Raw genomic sequence first — 17,828 nt, forward strand, 5'->3', positions numbered from 1 at the left:
ACCTTTGAGCCATTTTCAAGACAAAAATAGAACAGTTAGACTAAATTATACTGTTTTAAGACGCAAAAATAGGGCTAAAACTAGTGATCTAGAACCAGTTAAAGAAAAGCAAATTAATAAGAGTGAGCATAGCAGCGATGCAGATTTCCCGAAGACTCTCGTACTTCAGTACAGTAAGCAACGTGGGCAGACTTATCTTCTGTGTTCGGATGGGAACAGGAGTGGCCCTGCCGCTGTGGCCGCCATACTCATATCAATGAATGAAGCCAAGGTCCAAATCCAGATCAGCGCTTCTGGAGCGCGCGACCTTTGAGCCTTGCTCAAGAGGTCAGGATTTTAAGTAGGACCTTATTATTATTAATAAAGCCAAGGTCCGGATTCGAACCGGAATGGTATCGCTCTGCAGGCGATTGCGTAGCCGCTCCGCCACCTTGGCAATTAGGAATGTAGTCTCTAGTAGGTGAAACATGCATATAAACTTTTACCTTGCGTCAATATTGGTAGTATGAAATGCGATTCGATAGAGATGATAAACAATTAGAAATGAGATTAATGATCGTTGAAAATGCTGAAAAACAAAGCCACGACTATTGAGTTAAAGATCAGTCAAGAAAAGAATTGGATAGAGTGAGCATAGCAGCGATGTAGATTTCCCGAAGACTCTCGTACTTCAGTACAGTAGACAACGTGGGTAGACTTATCTTCTGTGTTCGGATGGGAACAGGAGTGGCCCTACCGCTATGGCCGCCATACTCATTCAAATTAACGGATTGTGATCACGTATATTGTATTACATATCAGATTTCGCCTGGACAAAGCGAGACAGATGAGGCACGGACATTAGTAAATGCGGACTGAACACCTCGTTGCCTTGGTGCTTACATCCCATTCCTATCGATCCGGTCTTTTACCGGAACCCTTAAAGTGGTCTCTTTTTAGGTTAGATTTCGAGCTTAGATGCATTCAGCTCTTATTCCTTAGCGCGTAGCTGCTCGGCAGTGCCTTGTCAGACAACCGATCGACCAGTGGCGCCGTTGCTCTGTTCCTCTCGTACTAAAAGCAACTTACCCTCAGACCACATACACCTCTAGTAGATAGTAACCGACCTGTCTCACGACGGTCTAAACCCAGCTCACGATCTCCTTTAATAGGCGAACAACCTCACCCTTGGCTGCTGCTGCACAGCCAGGATGGAAAGAACCGACATCGAGGTAGCAAGCTGCCGGGTCGATATGTGCTCTTGCCGGCAACGACTCAATTATCCCCGGGGTAACTTTTCTGTCATCTTTAGCCCGCACCAAGCGGGACATAAAGGTTCGCTAGAACCGACTTTCGTCTCGTGATCCACTACTGTGCTGAATCACGTCAGGCTAACTTATGCTCTTGCACTCTTCAGTAGGTTTCCGACCCACTTGAGTTAACCATTGCGCGCCCTTGATATCTTTTCAAGGGCGTCCCGCCCCAGGCAAACTGCCCACCTATCGGGGTCCTCCTCACGGAGTGAGGGTCGTAACTTTGGAAGGGTAGTGTCCCAATTGCGACTCCACCGATGCTGGCGCACCGGCTTCGACGTCTCCTACCTACACTGTACATCCAAAATCACAACCCAGCGACAGGCTGCAGTAAAGCTCCACGGGGTCTTCACTTCCCCCTAGAGGTCTCTAGACTCTGCACTAGAATGTAAGCTTCACCGGACTCTGGCTAGGGACAGTAGAACTCTCATTGATCCATTCATGCAAGTCGCCAATTAAGCGACAAGGTACTACGCTACCTTAAGAGGGTCATAGTTACCCCCGCTGTTTACAGGCCCTTCTTTCCGTTGAACCGAAGTTTCAGGTACCTGCACTGAGCAGGATTCAGAGATCGTACTAGCCCTTACGGGTTTGCGATCTCCTATGTTGATATTAGACAGTTAGAGTTCCCTGGTCACTGCGACCTGCCGTCTTCACGGCAGGCACTCCTTCTCCCGAAGTTACGGAGCCAATTTGCCGAATTCCCTTAGCCAAATTATTCCGACACGCCTTAGCCTTTTCAGCTAGGGGCACCTGTGTCAGATCTCGGTACGGATATTCAACTCCCTTTTCACGGGTTCCGGGGTGCAGCCGACTTTCGTCATAACATATTCGTCCGCTTCTCGCCATTACGGCTCTCCACAGATTTAGATGCTTAAACGGCGCGACAGCGCCGCTCAGCCTGCCCCAAAACGTCAGTTTTATTGTTGAATAGTACAGGAATATTAACCTGTTTCCCTTTTGATGTACTCGAATTACGGTACAACTTAGGACCGACTAACCCTCGGCTGACGATCATTGCCGAGGAAACCTAGCCCCTTCGGCGGTTAGGATTCTCACCTAACTATGCTGCTACTATTACCAGGATTTTCGTTTCCGCTCGGTCCACAGGACTTCACAGCCCTGCTTCTACCCAAACGCAACGCCTTCCTACAAGATTACCTTTCGGTACTCCGTGGTATCGGTGGTCGACTTGAGCCCCGTCCATTTTCGGGGCCCCAAACCTCGACTGGTGGGCTGTTACGCACTCTTTAAAGGATAGCTGCTTCTAAGCTAACCTTCCAGCTGTCTAGGGCTTGGGACGCCCTTTAGTATTAACACTTAGTCGACACTTAGGGACCTTAACCACGGGCTGGGTTGTCTCCCTTACGGACTACAGGCTTACCCCAGTAGTCCGGACTCCAACCTTCTACGACGACGGTGGGTTCGGAGTTTGACAGACGGGTGAGGAATTTCTTCCCCAGGACCATCAATCAGTGCTCTACTCCACCGACTATCTCCAGTTAGGTCATGCTACGACATGTTTCGGAAGGAACCAGCTGATGCCGGGTTAGATTAGCCTTTCACTCCGAGACGCAGGTCACACGAATGATTTGCAGATCAATACCGCTTGCGGTCCTCCACGTAGCTTTCGCCACGCTTCAACCTGCCCACGCCTAGATCACCCGGCTTCGGGTCGTAACTTAGTGACTCCACGCACTTGTATACGCCGCGTCTCACCCGAAGGTTGCACGCATGTTGCTTTCGCTTCGGCTTCCCAGATAAAAGGTTAGCCATCGCCACTTAGTTACACTCCCTGGCCCGTTCTTCAAAACGTATGATATGACATCGGCATTGGAACTCGTACTACAACCTCGCGGTTGATTCCTTCGAACCAAAGATCCTTTCATGCCATATCGCTCCATCACCATCAGGTTTCAGGCACTTTTAACCTCCCTTTTGGGGGTACTTTTCAGTTTTCGGTCACCCTACTATTTCGCTATCGGTCTCAAGACGTATTTAGTTTTGGAAGTTGGTGCCTCCCAAATTCTCGCGTGATTTCCAACACACGATACTCAGGAACATTTCCAATTCCTCTTTTCATTGCTTACGTGACTATCACACTCTATGGTCTAACGTTCCAGAAAAGTTCAGCTAAGAAAAGGTCGGAATCTTAGAAAGTTCCTACAACACCACATCTCCCTCACATTACTGGAGGGATTCAGTTTGAACTGTGCCGTGTTCATTCGCCATTACTAACGGCATCTCTTCGATTTCTCTTCCTGCCCCTACTAAGATGTTTCAATTCGGGGCGTTCCCGATCATTACTGATCAGCACAAATGTGCTAAGAGGTCTCATTAGGAAATCCCAGGTTCATAGGTTCCATGCACCTACCCTGGGCTTATCGCAGCTTGGCACGTCCTTCATCAGCGCTTGAGCCGAGCCATCCACCTGACGGCATAATTACCAGAGTCCATCTCACTTTGTCCAGTGAGCGTCTGATATGTAATATTTATACATGATCTCATAGTACCTGATATGGGGTATCAGGCACATCCATCCTTCCCGGGCAACGTTACTTGCCTGGTGCACTTGATGATTGTGAATCTAATGATCCAATGGACTTGTAGGGATTCGAACCCTAGGCCTCCGCCTTGCAAAGGCGGCGATCTTCCAACTGATCTACAAGCCCTCACGGAATATATCTCATTGAAAGTGGTTTGTTGAATTTGGCAGTTTATCGATTTCTGACTGATAGCGGTGATCCGCTTTGTGCGGATCTTGCTTAGGAGGTGATCCAGCCGCAGATTCCCCTACGGCTACCTTGTTACGACTTAACCCCCCTTGCGAAATTTAGGTTCGAACACGGCACTAAGTCCGTGCCCTCACCCATACCTCACTCGGGTGGTTTGACGGGCGGTGTGTGCAAGGAGCAGGGACGTATTCACCGCGCTATGTTGAAACGCGATTACTACGGATTCCAGCTTCACGAGGACGAGTTACAGTCCTCGATTCGAACTAAGGTTGGGTTTAAGAGATTACCATCACCTTTCGGTGTAGGGACCCATTGTCCCAACCATTGTAGCCCGCGTGTAGCCCGGGAGATTCGGGGCATACTGACCTACCGTAGCCCGCACCTTCCTCTGGTTTAGCACCAGCGGTCCCCACAGAGTACCCATCATCCCGAAGGACATGCTGGCAACAGTGGGCACGGGTCTCGCTCGTTGCCTGACTTAACAGGATGCTTCACAGTACGAACTGACGACGGCCATGCACCTCCTCTCAGCGATTCAGGTAAAGTCTTTAGCTTGACCTACATTTTGCTGTCGCCCCCGGTGAGTTTTCCGGCGTTGAGTCCAATTAAACCGCAGGCTCCACCCGTTGTAGTGCTCCCCCGCCAATTCCTTTAAGTTTCAGCCTTGCGGCCGTACTTCCCAGGTGGTTCGCTTCACGGCTTCCCTACGGCACCAGAAGCGGTCGCACCGCCCCTGACACCTAGCGAACATCGTTTACGGCTGGGACTACCCGGGTATCTAATCCGGTTCGTGCCCCCAGCTTTCGTCCCTCACCGTCGGACCCGTTCTGGTAAGACGCCTTCGCCACTGGTGGTCCCACAGGGATTACAAGATTTCACTCCTACCCCTGTAGTACCTCTTACCTCTCCCGGTCCCAAGTCTGACAGTATTCCCCGGAAGCCTAACAGTTGAGCTGTCAGATTTCCCGAAGAACTGATCAAACCGGCTACGGACCCTTTAGACCCAATAAAAGTGATTACCACTCGGGCCGCCGGTGTTACCGCGGCGGCTGGCACCGGTCTTGCCCGGCCCTTGCTAACACATGCCGTTTACACATGTGGACAGCCAACATAAATGCTGGCACTCGGTGTCCCCTTATCGCGGTTCCCCGCATTGTAAAGTTTTCGCGCCTGCTGCGCCCCGTAGGGCCTGGATTCATGTCTCAGAATCCATCTCTGGGCTCTTGCTCTCACAACCCATATCCGTCGTAGGCTAGTAGGTACGTTACACCCACTACTACCTGATAGACCGCAGATCCATCCTTAGGCAACCGAGGTCTTTTGGCCAAAAAGCATTCCAGCATATTTGACCTATTCGGAATTATCTCCAGTTTCCCGGAGTTATGCCGAACCTAAGGGCAGGTTATCCACGTGTTACTGAGCAGTCCGCCATGTTCACGAAGAACATTTGACTCGCATGGCTTAGTCGAACACCGATAGCAGTAACCTCTGGCAGGATCAACCAGAGTTTGTTGTTAAAGCACACTAATTGGAAGTTAAACTTAAAAATTGTCGGAAAAGAACACTCTAAAGTGAATTAGAGAGTTACTTATTCATGCACAATTTCGATTAGTTCTCGATAGATAGATTTACACTATCAGTCAGAATTAATCGAACTGCCAAATTCAACGTCAGACCTGAAAAGCTCAGGTCTCCACCAATGATCTTGAATTGAAGGTGATTGAAATTCCACACATTGTGCGGAGTTCCTTAAACTCCTCCATGCTATATATACGTTCCGAATCGGAAAGCATAACCACATTTTTTGAGAATGTGAATCCAGCCATGAAAGAGCATAAACGTTTTTGAACCCTCATCCTGATCATACCGAAAATGGCACAGATCAGCTCAATGAGAGCACCCCTACCACTACTTTCTCGTATTTATAGGTAGTGTGACACCTACTGTCATGGATTTATATATAGACGTCCATTTACACATGACACAACATATATATTTATAGATGAGCTCCTAAACGATCGAAACCAAATATAGAGATGATAATCGAAAATATAAAATACATCATTCAGTTACTATAGACTCAAACATCATTGGCCCTACACAATATACACTAACAAAAAAGTAGTACCACACATATTACACAATTACCATATCATTAGGATTCGATCAAAATGAAAGTTAGCAAACCAAGGGGAACAAGGGACTTCCTACCAGAAGAGACCGCTCGCAGGAGAAATGTCGAGAACATAATGAGACAGGTGGTCAACAAATGGGACTACAAAGAAGTTATCACCCCCACCTTTGAGAATCTGGAACTCTTCACCCTCAAATCCGGTGAAGGCGTTATCGGAGAACTCTATAATTTCAGCGACAAAGGCGACAGGAACATGGCACTACGGCCTGAACTTACCGCACCGGTCATGAGAATGTACGTCAACGAGATGCAGGCAACCCCAAGACCACAAAAACTATTCTATTTTGAGAATTGTTTCCGTTACGAAAGACCACAAAAAGGAAGGTTCCGAGAATTCTGGCAATTCGGCGTAGAAGTTATCGGCAGCAACCGTCCTGACGCAGATGCCGAGATAATTGCACTTGCAACCACCATGCTCAGCGCAGCAGGCATCAAAGGAGACCTTCACGTAGGCCACCTGGGAATAATCCGCCACATACTCAGAGAGCTCGAACCCGAACAACAAAGCAAGATAATGCGCCTTGTGGACAAAAAGGATGACACAGGACTTGAGGACTACTTTGAAGAGATAAACGCCCCGATAGAGCTTAGAACAAGCCTACTGGAGCTTATCTGCATCACAGGCACAGATGCAATAGCAAAAGCAAGGGAAATAGCAGGGGACATCGAAGAAATAGACAAATTCGAACAGCTACTGACATTCCTCAACGCATACGAGATCGATTATTCCATCAACCTTGGAATAGCAAGGGGCCTTGACTACTACACCGGAATGGTCTTCGAGATATATGCAGAAGGACTTGGCGCACAAAATCAGGTCTGCGGAGGAGGCTCATACCAGCTTATCCCACTATTTGGAGGCGGAGATGTACCTTCCACCGGATTCGGACTTGGATTCGACCGCATAATGGAAGTGTGCGAGATAATGCCTGAAAAGCAGAACAACGTAGTAATAGTAGCCACCGATGAAACACGCACCGATGCCATCAAGGTAGCAACAAGCATGCGAAAAGAGCTGATCGTATACCTGGACATCATGCAGCGCAACTTCAAAACACAACTATCCCATGCCAACAACATCGAAGCGGATTACGCAGTCATAGTCGGAAAGAAAGAGGTAGATTCAGGGAAACTTACTGTGAAGAACATGGAAACAGGAGACCAATCACAGCTAACACTGGATGAGGCCATAGAATTAATAAAGAACAGTTAAAGACATAATGCAGCCCAAAAAAAGAACATTCGCAAAAGACGAGAGGGCAGATGATTCCCTGCCCCTTCGTTTTACGATAACAGCCATACTGGTCCTGCTGATAATGGCCCTTGCCATCACCGCAATAGCCGATCTGAGAGAAAAAGCGAATGAAGAGAACGCAATCATAGAGGCCCGTAAACTCGTATCTAACTCAGAACAGATGTATTTCCGCGGCACAGGATCCACAATATACATAGACATAGAGATCCCGGATGACGTGACCATACATATGGGAGCATTGCCCGACAATGCCCCCTGGCCATCCAACGCCAACAATTACTACATCCATACCGGAAGCCGTTATAGAACATACAGCTCCAAAGCCCTTTTCTCAAATTTTGCAATGGATGGACCATACATAATTCATTCAGGCCCCCACACACTAAAACTTGAAAACCAAAACGATAACAGGACCGGCAAAATTTTAGTAAGAATATCAGAAATATGACCAACAGCAAGCTTCCCCACATCCACAAAGACCAGAATGCATGGATAGATCTAACCCTATCAAAAGCAGCCCTCATGATCGCAAGCATAGTGATACTTAGTGCATTCTACCAGCTTTCAACAGGTTTCAATGAAATGCAAACCCAGGACCAACTGGATGCCGAAGCATTCGGACTTAAAAGTGCAATCGACGGCATTGGAAGCATTTCATTGGACAGCATAAGGAAGAACACTACATACACATTCAATGACAAGAACGTAGGAAGAGCCATAGTTACAGGCGAGTATGTGCGACTGGAAAAAAGTCACAACGAGATCATATTCCACTCGGTCAAACCCCTGACATTCAAAACAATGCCATTGAGTGAGGAAGAGCTGAGAAACATAATTGCAACAAACTTCAATGGCAATGACGGAACCGAAGACCACATCATTGATACAAACGCTGCAGAGGTCCTGGAAATACTCTCAATCAAAGGAAGAGAAGAATTAATATTAAATACAAGAAATGCAGTACATATTGAAAAAACTCCAATTTATCTAAAAAACAATACAGAGGTTACCAAACTTGAAATTGTGCTTGTTTATCAATGACGAACATGCAATACTCGAACCTCATAACGACATAATTGCAACTGCATTAGTAGTCATTGGATTTGTGGTCTTTGCCGCAGTCATGTCAAAAGCCTATATCACATATGATGAGCAAAGCAGCTCAATCGAAAAATATGAAGAAGCATCCCGAATAGCTGAAAGTGTTGCCTCATGGGATGAGATCAGAGGAAGCCGACCTGACATAATATCTGCCAAAGAATTAGACCTTATTGCAGAACCGATCACAGATGCAGAGATGCATAAACGTTTTTTTGGCAAGTTCACATCGAATAATCATTTTTCCGCAGATATTAGAACAGATGACGGAAAATACCACTGGGAAATAAAAAATGATGAAGATCCAGAAACAGGAAATATCATTGCGGCATCAATACCGATCATCATAGAAACAACTCCTGCCCAACATATAACAGGAACACTGACTGTTCGAACGTGGGAATATCACCGGTGAGAGCATGCCAAGCAATAATATAATACAGGACCAGCGTGCGTTCTCGACCACAATGGATGCAATCTTCTTCCTTACACTGATATCCATTGCAACCGTAATAATAATTCCATCCATCATGGCAGAAAGACAGTACGATTCAGCAGAATATACCACAAAACAGGATTTTACAGCACATATATTAAATTCACTTCTAAATTCCAAGGCAGATACATTTGATTATGAGATAGAACATTCCGAGATCACCGGAACGAGCAGCCCAATAGATAAACTGATAAATGTATCACCTGCCAAACCATATAATAAACAACACAATCACCGCACATTTGCAGAAATAATAGCAGAAGATCTAGTACTCACCTTATCATTCACGAACAATGGCAACATACAAGCGATCGAACCAATAGCCGACCCTCACAAAGAACAAACAACTATTGCAATCACCAACTACCTTGACACAAGAATAGGCGGACGATATGAATACCAACTTCATACCACATGGGAGCCAGTTGAGGGATATCCGCTCAGAAGTTCGATCTCTGTCGGCACCAAACCACCAATAGATGCAGTAAAACAAAGCTCAAGGGTGACGCTGCCAACAAATAACAGACCATCAAAAAGTTACTTACTGGACACAATTAACGATACGGCGCTCAGAGCACATCTCAATTCCTCAAACACAACTAAATTCAACACATATTACGATGGATTCAACAAAACTATCGATGCTGCCGCACTTTCATCAGCACAAATGATACCCCATATAGCATACTCATTTGAATTCAACGACACGATAACAATTACAGAACAAGAGATAATCCGAGCCAATCAAAAAAATATTGCGAAATACCTAAAAAACAACATGGCAGAGGAGATAAACAACACAGTATCCCAAATGGCAAATACCAACGACATCAATAAGACCAGAAAACTCAGAGATGATCAGATAGATTCCATCTATAATAAGGTCAATAAAGGATATGTTGATATCACCCTGTCCATATGGTGAACAAGACAATAACCTTTATATTAAATGTCAAGCGTATTAAGGTCACTTCGCCAAAGTACCGATTCAAGTTAATGTTCCCAACGTTCCTTTAACTTGAGCACAAACTCAAATCAATAATATATTGAATATCACATTATAATCATCAGGAGGAATGCTATGGCTAAAATGCATACCCGTACAAAAGGAAAATCCGGTTCAACAAAACCGATCAGATCAGAATCACCAGCATGGTCCACAACAACAACAGAAGAGATCACAAAGGTAGTACTTGACCTCTGGAAACAGGGCAAATCTACAAGTGTTATTGGAATGGTACTCAGGGACAACTATGGTGTACCTGATGTCAAACTCGCAACAGGAAAGAAGGTAACAGACATCCTGAAAGACAACAGCGAGGAACCAAACGTACCTGAAGACCTCTACAACCTTATTGTAAAGGCTATCGGATTGCGTAAACACCTTGTAATTAACAACAAGGATGTACACAACAAGAGATCATTGCAGTCAACTGAATCAAAGATCAGAAGGCTCGTCAAATACTACCAGTCCTCAAAGGTACTCCCTATTGACTGGAAGTACAAACCAGAAACTGCAGAAATGTTGATCACAAGATAAGTGGCCTGGCCACTCTTGTGAATTTATTGATGTTCGGCTCATGCCGATCATCCATCTACTTTTTTTACATTTCATTACATTCTTTAAACCACAAATGCCAGCATACAGCCCTAGCCATACCATTACACTTGTAACCATATTATTTTTATCACCATTATCACTTTACTAACCTTGCCACCCCACCCAGTCATACGTTGCAAGTTGAATCCCTAAAGGTACCTAAAAGGCAAGATATAAATTCTTAGAATGACCTCTACAAGTCATGAAAGCTGTAATTCTGGCTGCTGGGGAAGGACTACGTTGCAGGCCACTCACACTGACACGTTCAAAGGTCATGCTGCCCGTTGCAAATAAACCAATAATCGAGCATGTAATAGACTCGCTCGCAGAAAACGGGATAAAGGACCTCATCATTGTGGTAGGGTACGAAAGAGAACGTATAATGGACTATTTTGAAGATGGCATTGATTTTGGAATAAACATAACATACGTCCACCAGAAAGCACAGCTTGGAACAGCACATGCCATAAAGCAGGTTGCAAAACTTATGGAAAAAGAGGACGAGACATTCCTTGTACTCAATGGTGACAACGTAATAGAAACAAGCACCATCAAAGACCTCCTAGAAAATTACAACGGCAATGCGACCATATTGACAGCAAGAAAAGAACATACTCGCGGATATGGCGTCATCGTTTGCGATGGCAAAAAAGTGAAGCAAATAATTGAAAAACCCACTTTTGAGATCAGCCATGTAGTAAACACAGGCATATACATGTTCGGCCAGGATATTTTTGAAAGGATCGAACAAACCCCCATATCCCAAATGGGAGAATATGCAATAACAGATACATTGCAACAGATGATAGATGATGGCACTCAGGTAGATCATGTGATAACAGATTCACTATGGCGTGATGCCGTCTTTTCATGGGACATATTAAAAGACAATTCAATGGTCCTTGACAGGTACAAAGACCATGAAATAAAAGGTACTGTTGAAGAAGGTGCCATAATTCGCGGAAACGTCAGTATTGGAAACAACACGATAATAAGATCAGGATGTTACATCGTGGGACCTGTCCTTATCGGAGACAATTGTGAAATAGCACCAACAGTTGTCATCCTCCCATCTACAACAATAGGGAACAACGTAACCATAAGCTCATTCTCCCACATACAGAACAGCATCATTATGAACAATACACGGATAGGAAATCATTCACACATAGCCAACTCCGTGATAGGAATGAACAATTCCATTGGGCCTTACTTCATCACAGAGGACAAAGAGAACCTCAAGATAGAGATGGAAGAAGAGATACAAACTGTCAATAAACTTGGGACCATCACAGGCGATGATAACATAATAGGCCACAGAGTGCTTGTCAAAGCCGGAGCAATGATATCATCGAACTGCAACATAGATTCAGGAAAGACCATATCCCGAAATTTACCTGAAAATTCCATTGTGGTCTAAGAGGTAGTAAAATGTGTGGAATTATAGGATATGTAGGAACACGGGATGCTGCACCCATATTGGTAGAGTCATTGAAAAAACTTGAATACAGAGGTTATGACTCCGCAGGCATAACACTACTAAATGAAAATATAACTACATACAAGACCATAGGCAGAATAAAAGATCTTGAGAAAATACTTAAGGACGACATAAAAGGGAACATCGGCATCGGACACACTCGCTGGGCCACACACGGAGTACCAAGTACCATCAACTCCCACCCACACAACTCAGGCGATATATCCGTAGTCCATAATGGGATCATTGAGAATTACCTGAACATAAAAGAACAACTACAAAAAGAAGGATATAAGTTCCTCTCTGAAACTGACACAGAGGTCATTGCACACCTGATGCATTCAAAATTATATGGCAGTGCAAACAATACCGAAAAGATATGCGACCTATTCACTGCACTTCAACAGACATTAAAAGAATTAGAAGGATCCTATGCCATCACAACCGTTTGCGCCAGTGAACCTGATACCATGCTGGCAGCCAGAAAAGATAGCCCCCTGATAATAGGCATAGGAGATGGGGAATACTATGCAGCATCTGATGTTACAGCGTTTCTAAACCACACAAAAAAGGTCATTTTTGTGGATGATCTGGACCTCGTTAAAATAAAGCCAAGTGGAGTTGAATTTTACGACATCGATGGAAATGTGATAGAAAAAGAAACAACTACCATCGAGTGGGATATCGAAGCAGCAGAAAAAGCAGGCTATGAACACTTCATGCTAAAAGAGATACACGAGCAAGCAACCTCTGTACATGACACGTTCGCAGGAAAGCTGTCCGAACTTGACGGTTCGGTAGATCTGGAAGAATTGAACATATCCGACGAAGAGATAAGGAATATTGACAGGATAGAGATAATTGCCTGTGGAACATCATGGAATGCAGGACTTGTAGGAAAATACCTTATCGAGAACCTTGCCGGAATACACACTGATGTGGACATCGCCTCAGAGTTCCGATATGGCAATCCGATAATGAGACACAATGTCCTCTCAATTGCCATAACGCAATCCGGGGAAACAGCAGATACCCTTGCAGCCGTCAAAAGCTGTAAAGCCTACGGTTGTAAGTCCATTGCCATTACCAATGTTGTTGGTAGCAGCATAACAAGAGTTGTCGACAGCGTCCTATATACAAGAGCAGGACCAGAGATAGGAGTTGCTGCCACAAAGACGTTCACATCCCAGCTTATAGTGCTTTACTTACTATCCATACGCTTTGCAAGAGCCAGAGGAACTATCAACACAAATGAAGCGAAGGACCTGCTGATAGAACTTAAAAGGATACCGGGAAAAATACAGAAAATATTGAACCGCAAAGAAGAGATCCGTGAATGTGCCGAGATCTTCGCAGAAGAGAGAGATTATTTCTTTGTTGGAAGAAATGTAAATTACCCAGTTGCACTGGAAGGCGCACTAAAGCTCAAAGAGATATCATACATACATGCCGAAGGCTTTGCCGGCGGAGAATTAAAGCACGGACCGCTAGCCCTTCTTGATGAGGGAACCCCTGTTGTCGCAATTGCTACAAAGGGGCATGTCTATGACAAGATATTGAGCAACATAAAGGAAGTAAAGGCAAGAGAAGCCAGGGTCATTGCCGTAGCCGAAAAAGGTGATACTGAGATAGAGAAATATGTTGACCATGTGCTGCGCATTCCACCGACACATGAAATGCTTTCACCAATACTGTCATCCGTTGTACTGCAATTGCTTGCATATTATACCGCCCTTGCAAGAGGATGCTCTATAGATAAACCGAAGAACCTTGCAAAAAGCGTAACTGTTGAATAAGAAAAAGTGGAGCTATCATATGAAATTATTCGGATCATCCGGAATAAGAGGAATTACCAATAAGGAAGTTACAACAGACCTTGCCCTGAAGGTAGGTCTTGCACTCGGTAAAACAAAAAGGAGTGCAGTTGTAGGCCGTGACCCCCGCATTGCAGGAGAGATGATAGAACATGCCATAATTTCCGGGCTTCTTTCAGCAGGCTGTGATGTTGTACGGGTCGGAATGGTCAGTACACCAACTCTTGCATATGCAACAAAGGACTACGATTGCGGAGTAATGATAACTGCATCCCATAATCCCGCAGAATATGTAGGAATAAAGTTATGGAATCCTGATGGCATGGCCTTTGATTCCAGCCAGCAGGAAGAGATAGAGGACTGTATAGAGAAAGACGATTTCGAACCTGTCAGTTGGGACAAAATAGGCAATGTATCAGAAGATGCGAATGCCATCCGCCAACACACCAACATGATATTGCAGAATGTCAAAAGGTCATCAAAACGTGTTATCATTGACTGCGGATGCGGTGCAGGTAGCACGATAACTCCATATGTGCTCCGTAAAATGGGCTGTGAGGTCATCACCCTTAATTCCCAACCTGACGGTTACTTCCCGGCACGCAATCCCGAACCCAACGATGCGAACCTTACACTGCTCAAAACAGCCGTAAAAGAATTCGGTGCAGACATTGGTATTGCCCAGGACGGCGATGCAGACAGGATGATGGCGATCGACGAGAAGGGAGAGTTCATAACCGGCGATGAGATGCTTGCACTGTTTGCCAGACATGAATGCGATGGTGATGCTAAGATCATTGTACCCGTAGATACCTCGATGATGGTGGACGATTCCATGCCCGGATCAACTGTCATTCGTACAAGGGTAGGGGATGTCTACGTTGCAGAAGAGATCAAAAGATGCAATGCGGATATTGGAGGAGAACCTTCCGGAAGCTGGATCTTCCCGAAGATATCCTATTGCCCGGATGGGATATTCGCTTCTGCAAAGATAATGGAGCTTATAGAGAGCAGAACATTGTCAGAGCTTAAAGAAGAATTACCCCATTATCCAACATATCGCGGCACAGTGAAATGTGACAACGAAAAGAAAGCACATGTTATGGAAGTCGTCCATTCCAAACTCGATAAATGCGGGAAGATATCTGATATCGATGGCATACGCGTGGAAATGGATAACGGATGGGTTCTTGTGAGACCTTCGGGGACAGAACCGAAGATAAGGATCACAGCCGAAGCAAGAGAAGGTGCTGATAGATTGTTCAGTATGGCAGAGAACATTATCAAGGAGGCCCTTAATTGAAAGCTGTCATCCTTGCGGCCGGAGAAGGCACCCGAATGCGACCTTTGACATCATCCACACCAAAGGTCATGCTTCCTGTCGCCAACAAACCCATGCTCGAGCATATTGTGGATTCTGCCATCGAAGCAGGAATTGACGGATTCGTCTTTATCACAGGATATCACGAAGAGGCCATCGAACAACATTTTGGAAATGGCGATAGATGGAACGTTACCATTGACCATGTCCATCAGGAAGAGCAGCTTGGCACTGCAAATGCTATCGGATATGCAAAAGGTCATGTCAAAGGCAAGTTCATAGTACTCAATGGCGATGTGCTGGTCAGTTCCGACCACATCAGACACATGATCGAAAGGAATGAGGATGCAGTAATAACTGTGAAACGTGTGGACAATCCATCGGAGTTCGGAGTTATTGAAACTGATGGGAACAAAGTAATCAATATCATAGAAAAGCCAGAATTCCCACCAACAGACCTTGCAAATGCCGGCATCTACCTTTTCAGCGAAAACATCTTCGACCTTATCGAACAGACGACATTGTCACCAAGAGAGGAATACGAGATAACCGATTCCCTCCACATGCTCATTAAAAGTGATGCTAATGTCGGATATGAGATACTGGAAGAGGAGTGGATAGATATCGGAAGACCCTGGGATATGCTGGATGCGAACGCAGTCCTGTTGAGCCGAACGGAGCCTTCCGTAAAAGGAGTCATTGAACCCAATGCCACCCTTATTGGAGATGTAAGTGTTGGCAGAGGAACTCTGATACGCAATGGCGCATACATTATCGGACCTGTGATCATCGGAGATGACTGTGACATAGGACCTAATTGTTTCATACGACCTTCAACAGCCATTGGAAATGATGTGCATATCGGAAATGCCGTTGAAGTGAAGAACAGCATCATAATGGATGGTACGAACATAGGACACCTAACCTATCTGGGGGACAGTATTATAGGTCGAAAGTGTAATTTCGGTGCCGGAACTAAAGTTGCCAATCTGCGCCACGATGGTAAGAACATCAAAGTGACAATTAAAGGCAAACTAACAGATTCGGGAAGAAGAAAACTTGGGGTTATAATGGGTGATGACGTTCACACAGGAATTAATTCCAGTATCAACGTTGGAACCGTTATGGAAAGTGGAAGTTATACCAGACCCGGAGAGGTCGTTCGATAACTCTGGAATTATGTAGTTCATTGTAGATTCAAGGTTGTACATACGGGTGATCTGATTGATTGAAATGCAAAAAATAAGCGAACTTGCAGAACAGATAGCAGATATAATAGAAGAATACAGCCATGCGCGTGTCATTTCCCATAATGATGCTGACGGAATATCCTCTGCTGCCATCATCTGCCAGGCGCTCCTCAGGAAGAACATCCCATACCACCTCACGATCGTAAGCCGGCTCGATGACAGTGTTGCCGAGATGATCAATGAGACAACTAACGAAGGAGATATCGTGATCTTCTGCGACATGGGCAGCAGTCAGCCGGACATCATTGGAAAGGTAATAAACGATACAATTGTCATCGACCACCATAAACCGGTCGGAGATTCCCCTGCCAAGGCCATGATAAATCCGCATATGTTCGGCATCGATGGCGCTGTCCACCTATGCGGAGCTACCACTACATATTTAGTAGCAAAGGGGCTTGACCATGAAAATGTGGACCTTGCAGGTATTGCCATTGCTGGTGCAGTTGGAGATAAGCAGCTTTTTGATAATGCGAACAAGATAATTCTGGACGAGGCTGTGGAAGCTGGTGTTGTTTCCATCAAGAAGGGATTGAAAGTAGGCAGTGGTGACATTGCTGAAATACTTGAGAATACACCCGAGCCATATCTAGACATCACAGGAGATCGTGAAAGGATAGACAGTTTCCTTGACATGCTCGAGATACATGGCGATATTGATTCAATGGACAATGATAAACTGCAAAAGCTGATATCGACCATTGTATTGAAGCTTACAAAAAGAGCAAGTCCCGAGGCAATCGATGCTGCTGTGGGTGACGTTTATGTTCTGAACAAGGAAGTTGTGAAGAACGTCTATGATCTTGTTGCCATAATGAACACTTGTGGAAAACAGAAGGTTCCAGGACTGGCACTTGCTCTTTGCATGAGAGATGATTCCACCCTTGACGAAGCAAAGGAAATGACCATACAGAGCCAGAAAGCGATTGTCAACGATATAAATAAAGCTGAAGGACTGTTGCAAAAGGGCAAGAGCATCTATTATCTGATAGGTGATGACCTTGAGTCCACAGGGATGATAGCAAGCACTGTCATACGATACATCCATCCGGATATGCCTTTTGTTGCCGTTAACAAGGTGGAAGGCAAAGTGAAGATATCATCACGCGGAACAAGAGAACTTGTCAGCAAAGGGCTGGACCTTGCATATGCCATGCGAACAGCAGCTGATGCGGTTGGCGGACAGGGTGGCGGACACAATATCGCATCCGGAGCTTCTGTGGAGCCGGAAAAGATAGAGGAGTTCATTGCTCTTGTAGATGACATCGTTGGCGAACAGCTTTCCTGATGTGA

General features: G+C 45.2%; 11 protein-coding genes, 2 tRNA genes and 4 rRNA genes. 11 read left to right on the plus strand and 6 right to left on the minus strand.

What is annotated here, in order from left to right; translation table 11 throughout:
* Positions 1-126 precede the first annotated feature (126 nt).
* The 6 genes from rrf (AC20MK_RS09250) to AC20MK_RS09275 all read right to left on the minus strand — a co-directional run bounded on the left by rrf (AC20MK_RS09250) (position 127) and on the right by AC20MK_RS09275 (position 5,535).
* Positions 127-247 (minus strand): 5S ribosomal RNA (gene rrf, locus AC20MK_RS09250).
* 117 nt (positions 248-364) lie between these two features.
* A tRNA-Cys gene (locus tag AC20MK_RS09255) sits at positions 365-436 on the minus strand.
* Between the two features lie 195 nt (positions 437-631).
* Positions 632-752 (minus strand): 5S ribosomal RNA (gene rrf / locus AC20MK_RS09260).
* A 69-nt stretch (positions 753-821) separates the two neighbouring features.
* Positions 822-3,747: ribosomal RNA gene (locus tag AC20MK_RS09265) — 23S ribosomal RNA — on the minus strand.
* A gap of 144 nt (positions 3,748-3,891) precedes the next feature.
* Positions 3,892-3,964 (minus strand) — tRNA-Ala (locus AC20MK_RS09270).
* A gap of 95 nt (positions 3,965-4,059) precedes the next feature.
* A 16S ribosomal RNA gene (locus AC20MK_RS09275) occupies positions 4,060-5,535 on the minus strand.
* The 16S, 23S and 5S rRNA genes sit together here with 2 tRNA genes alongside, the layout of an rRNA operon.
* A 663-nt stretch (positions 5,536-6,198) precedes the next feature.
* Between AC20MK_RS09275 and hisS the strand changes: the two genes are divergently transcribed.
* The 11 genes from hisS to recJ all read left to right on the plus strand — a co-directional run bounded on the left by hisS (position 6,199) and on the right by recJ (position 17,823).
* Positions 6,199-7,434, plus strand: a complete 1,236-nt coding sequence (gene hisS / locus AC20MK_RS09280) for a histidine--tRNA ligase (RefSeq protein WP_487355543.1) — start codon at positions 6,199-6,201, stop codon at positions 7,432-7,434.
* Between the two features lie 7 nt (positions 7,435-7,441).
* Complete coding sequence (locus AC20MK_RS09285; protein ID WP_487355544.1) at positions 7,442-7,924, plus strand: hypothetical protein; 483 nt, start codon at positions 7,442-7,444, stop codon at positions 7,922-7,924.
* Positions 7,921-8,517: a hypothetical protein gene (locus tag AC20MK_RS09290; RefSeq protein ID WP_487355545.1), complete on the plus strand. Its 597-nt coding sequence runs from the start codon at positions 7,921-7,923 to the stop codon at positions 8,515-8,517. Before AC20MK_RS09285 ends, AC20MK_RS09290 begins: the two co-directional genes overlap by 4 nt.
* Complete coding sequence (locus AC20MK_RS09295; RefSeq protein WP_487355546.1) at positions 8,504-8,989, plus strand: hypothetical protein; 486 nt, start codon at positions 8,504-8,506, stop codon at positions 8,987-8,989. Before AC20MK_RS09290 ends, AC20MK_RS09295 begins: the two co-directional genes overlap by 14 nt.
* Before the next feature lie 4 nt (positions 8,990-8,993).
* Positions 8,994-9,995 carry a DUF7284 family protein gene (locus AC20MK_RS09300; RefSeq protein WP_487355547.1) on the plus strand — a complete coding sequence of 334 codons (1,002 nt, stop codon included), beginning with the start codon at positions 8,994-8,996 and terminating at the stop codon, positions 9,993-9,995.
* 156 nt (positions 9,996-10,151) lie between these two features.
* On the plus strand, positions 10,152-10,610 hold the full coding sequence (locus AC20MK_RS09305; protein WP_487355548.1) for a 30S ribosomal protein S15: 459 nt from the start codon (positions 10,152-10,154) through the stop codon (positions 10,608-10,610).
* Positions 10,611-10,872: 262 nt separating this feature from the next.
* Positions 10,873-12,090, plus strand: coding sequence for a bifunctional sugar-1-phosphate nucleotidylyltransferase/acetyltransferase (gene glmU, locus AC20MK_RS09310; RefSeq protein WP_487355549.1), 1,218 nt, complete (start codon positions 10,873-10,875; stop codon positions 12,088-12,090).
* An 11-nt stretch (positions 12,091-12,101) separates the two neighbouring features.
* Positions 12,102-13,946 carry a glutamine--fructose-6-phosphate transaminase (isomerizing) gene (gene glmS / locus AC20MK_RS09315; RefSeq protein WP_487355550.1) on the plus strand — a complete coding sequence of 615 codons (1,845 nt, stop codon included), beginning with the start codon at positions 12,102-12,104 and terminating at the stop codon, positions 13,944-13,946.
* A gap of 19 nt (positions 13,947-13,965) precedes the next feature.
* Entirely contained in the window at positions 13,966-15,267 is a 1,302-nt protein-coding gene (gene glmM / locus AC20MK_RS09320) for a phosphoglucosamine mutase (RefSeq protein WP_487355551.1), read from the plus strand.
* A complete protein-coding gene (glmU, locus tag AC20MK_RS09325) occupies positions 15,264-16,454 on the plus strand; it encodes a bifunctional sugar-1-phosphate nucleotidylyltransferase/acetyltransferase (RefSeq protein ID WP_487355552.1) in 1,191 nt (396 codons plus the stop codon). Before glmM ends, glmU (AC20MK_RS09325) begins: the two co-directional genes overlap by 4 nt.
* Positions 16,455-16,509: 55 nt before the next feature.
* Complete coding sequence (gene recJ / locus AC20MK_RS09330) at positions 16,510-17,823, plus strand: RecJ family nuclease (protein WP_487355553.1); 1,314 nt, start codon at positions 16,510-16,512, stop codon at positions 17,821-17,823.
* The last annotated feature ends 5 nt before the right edge of the window (positions 17,824-17,828 follow it).

The organism is Methanococcoides sp. DA23 (genome assembly GCF_057593895.1).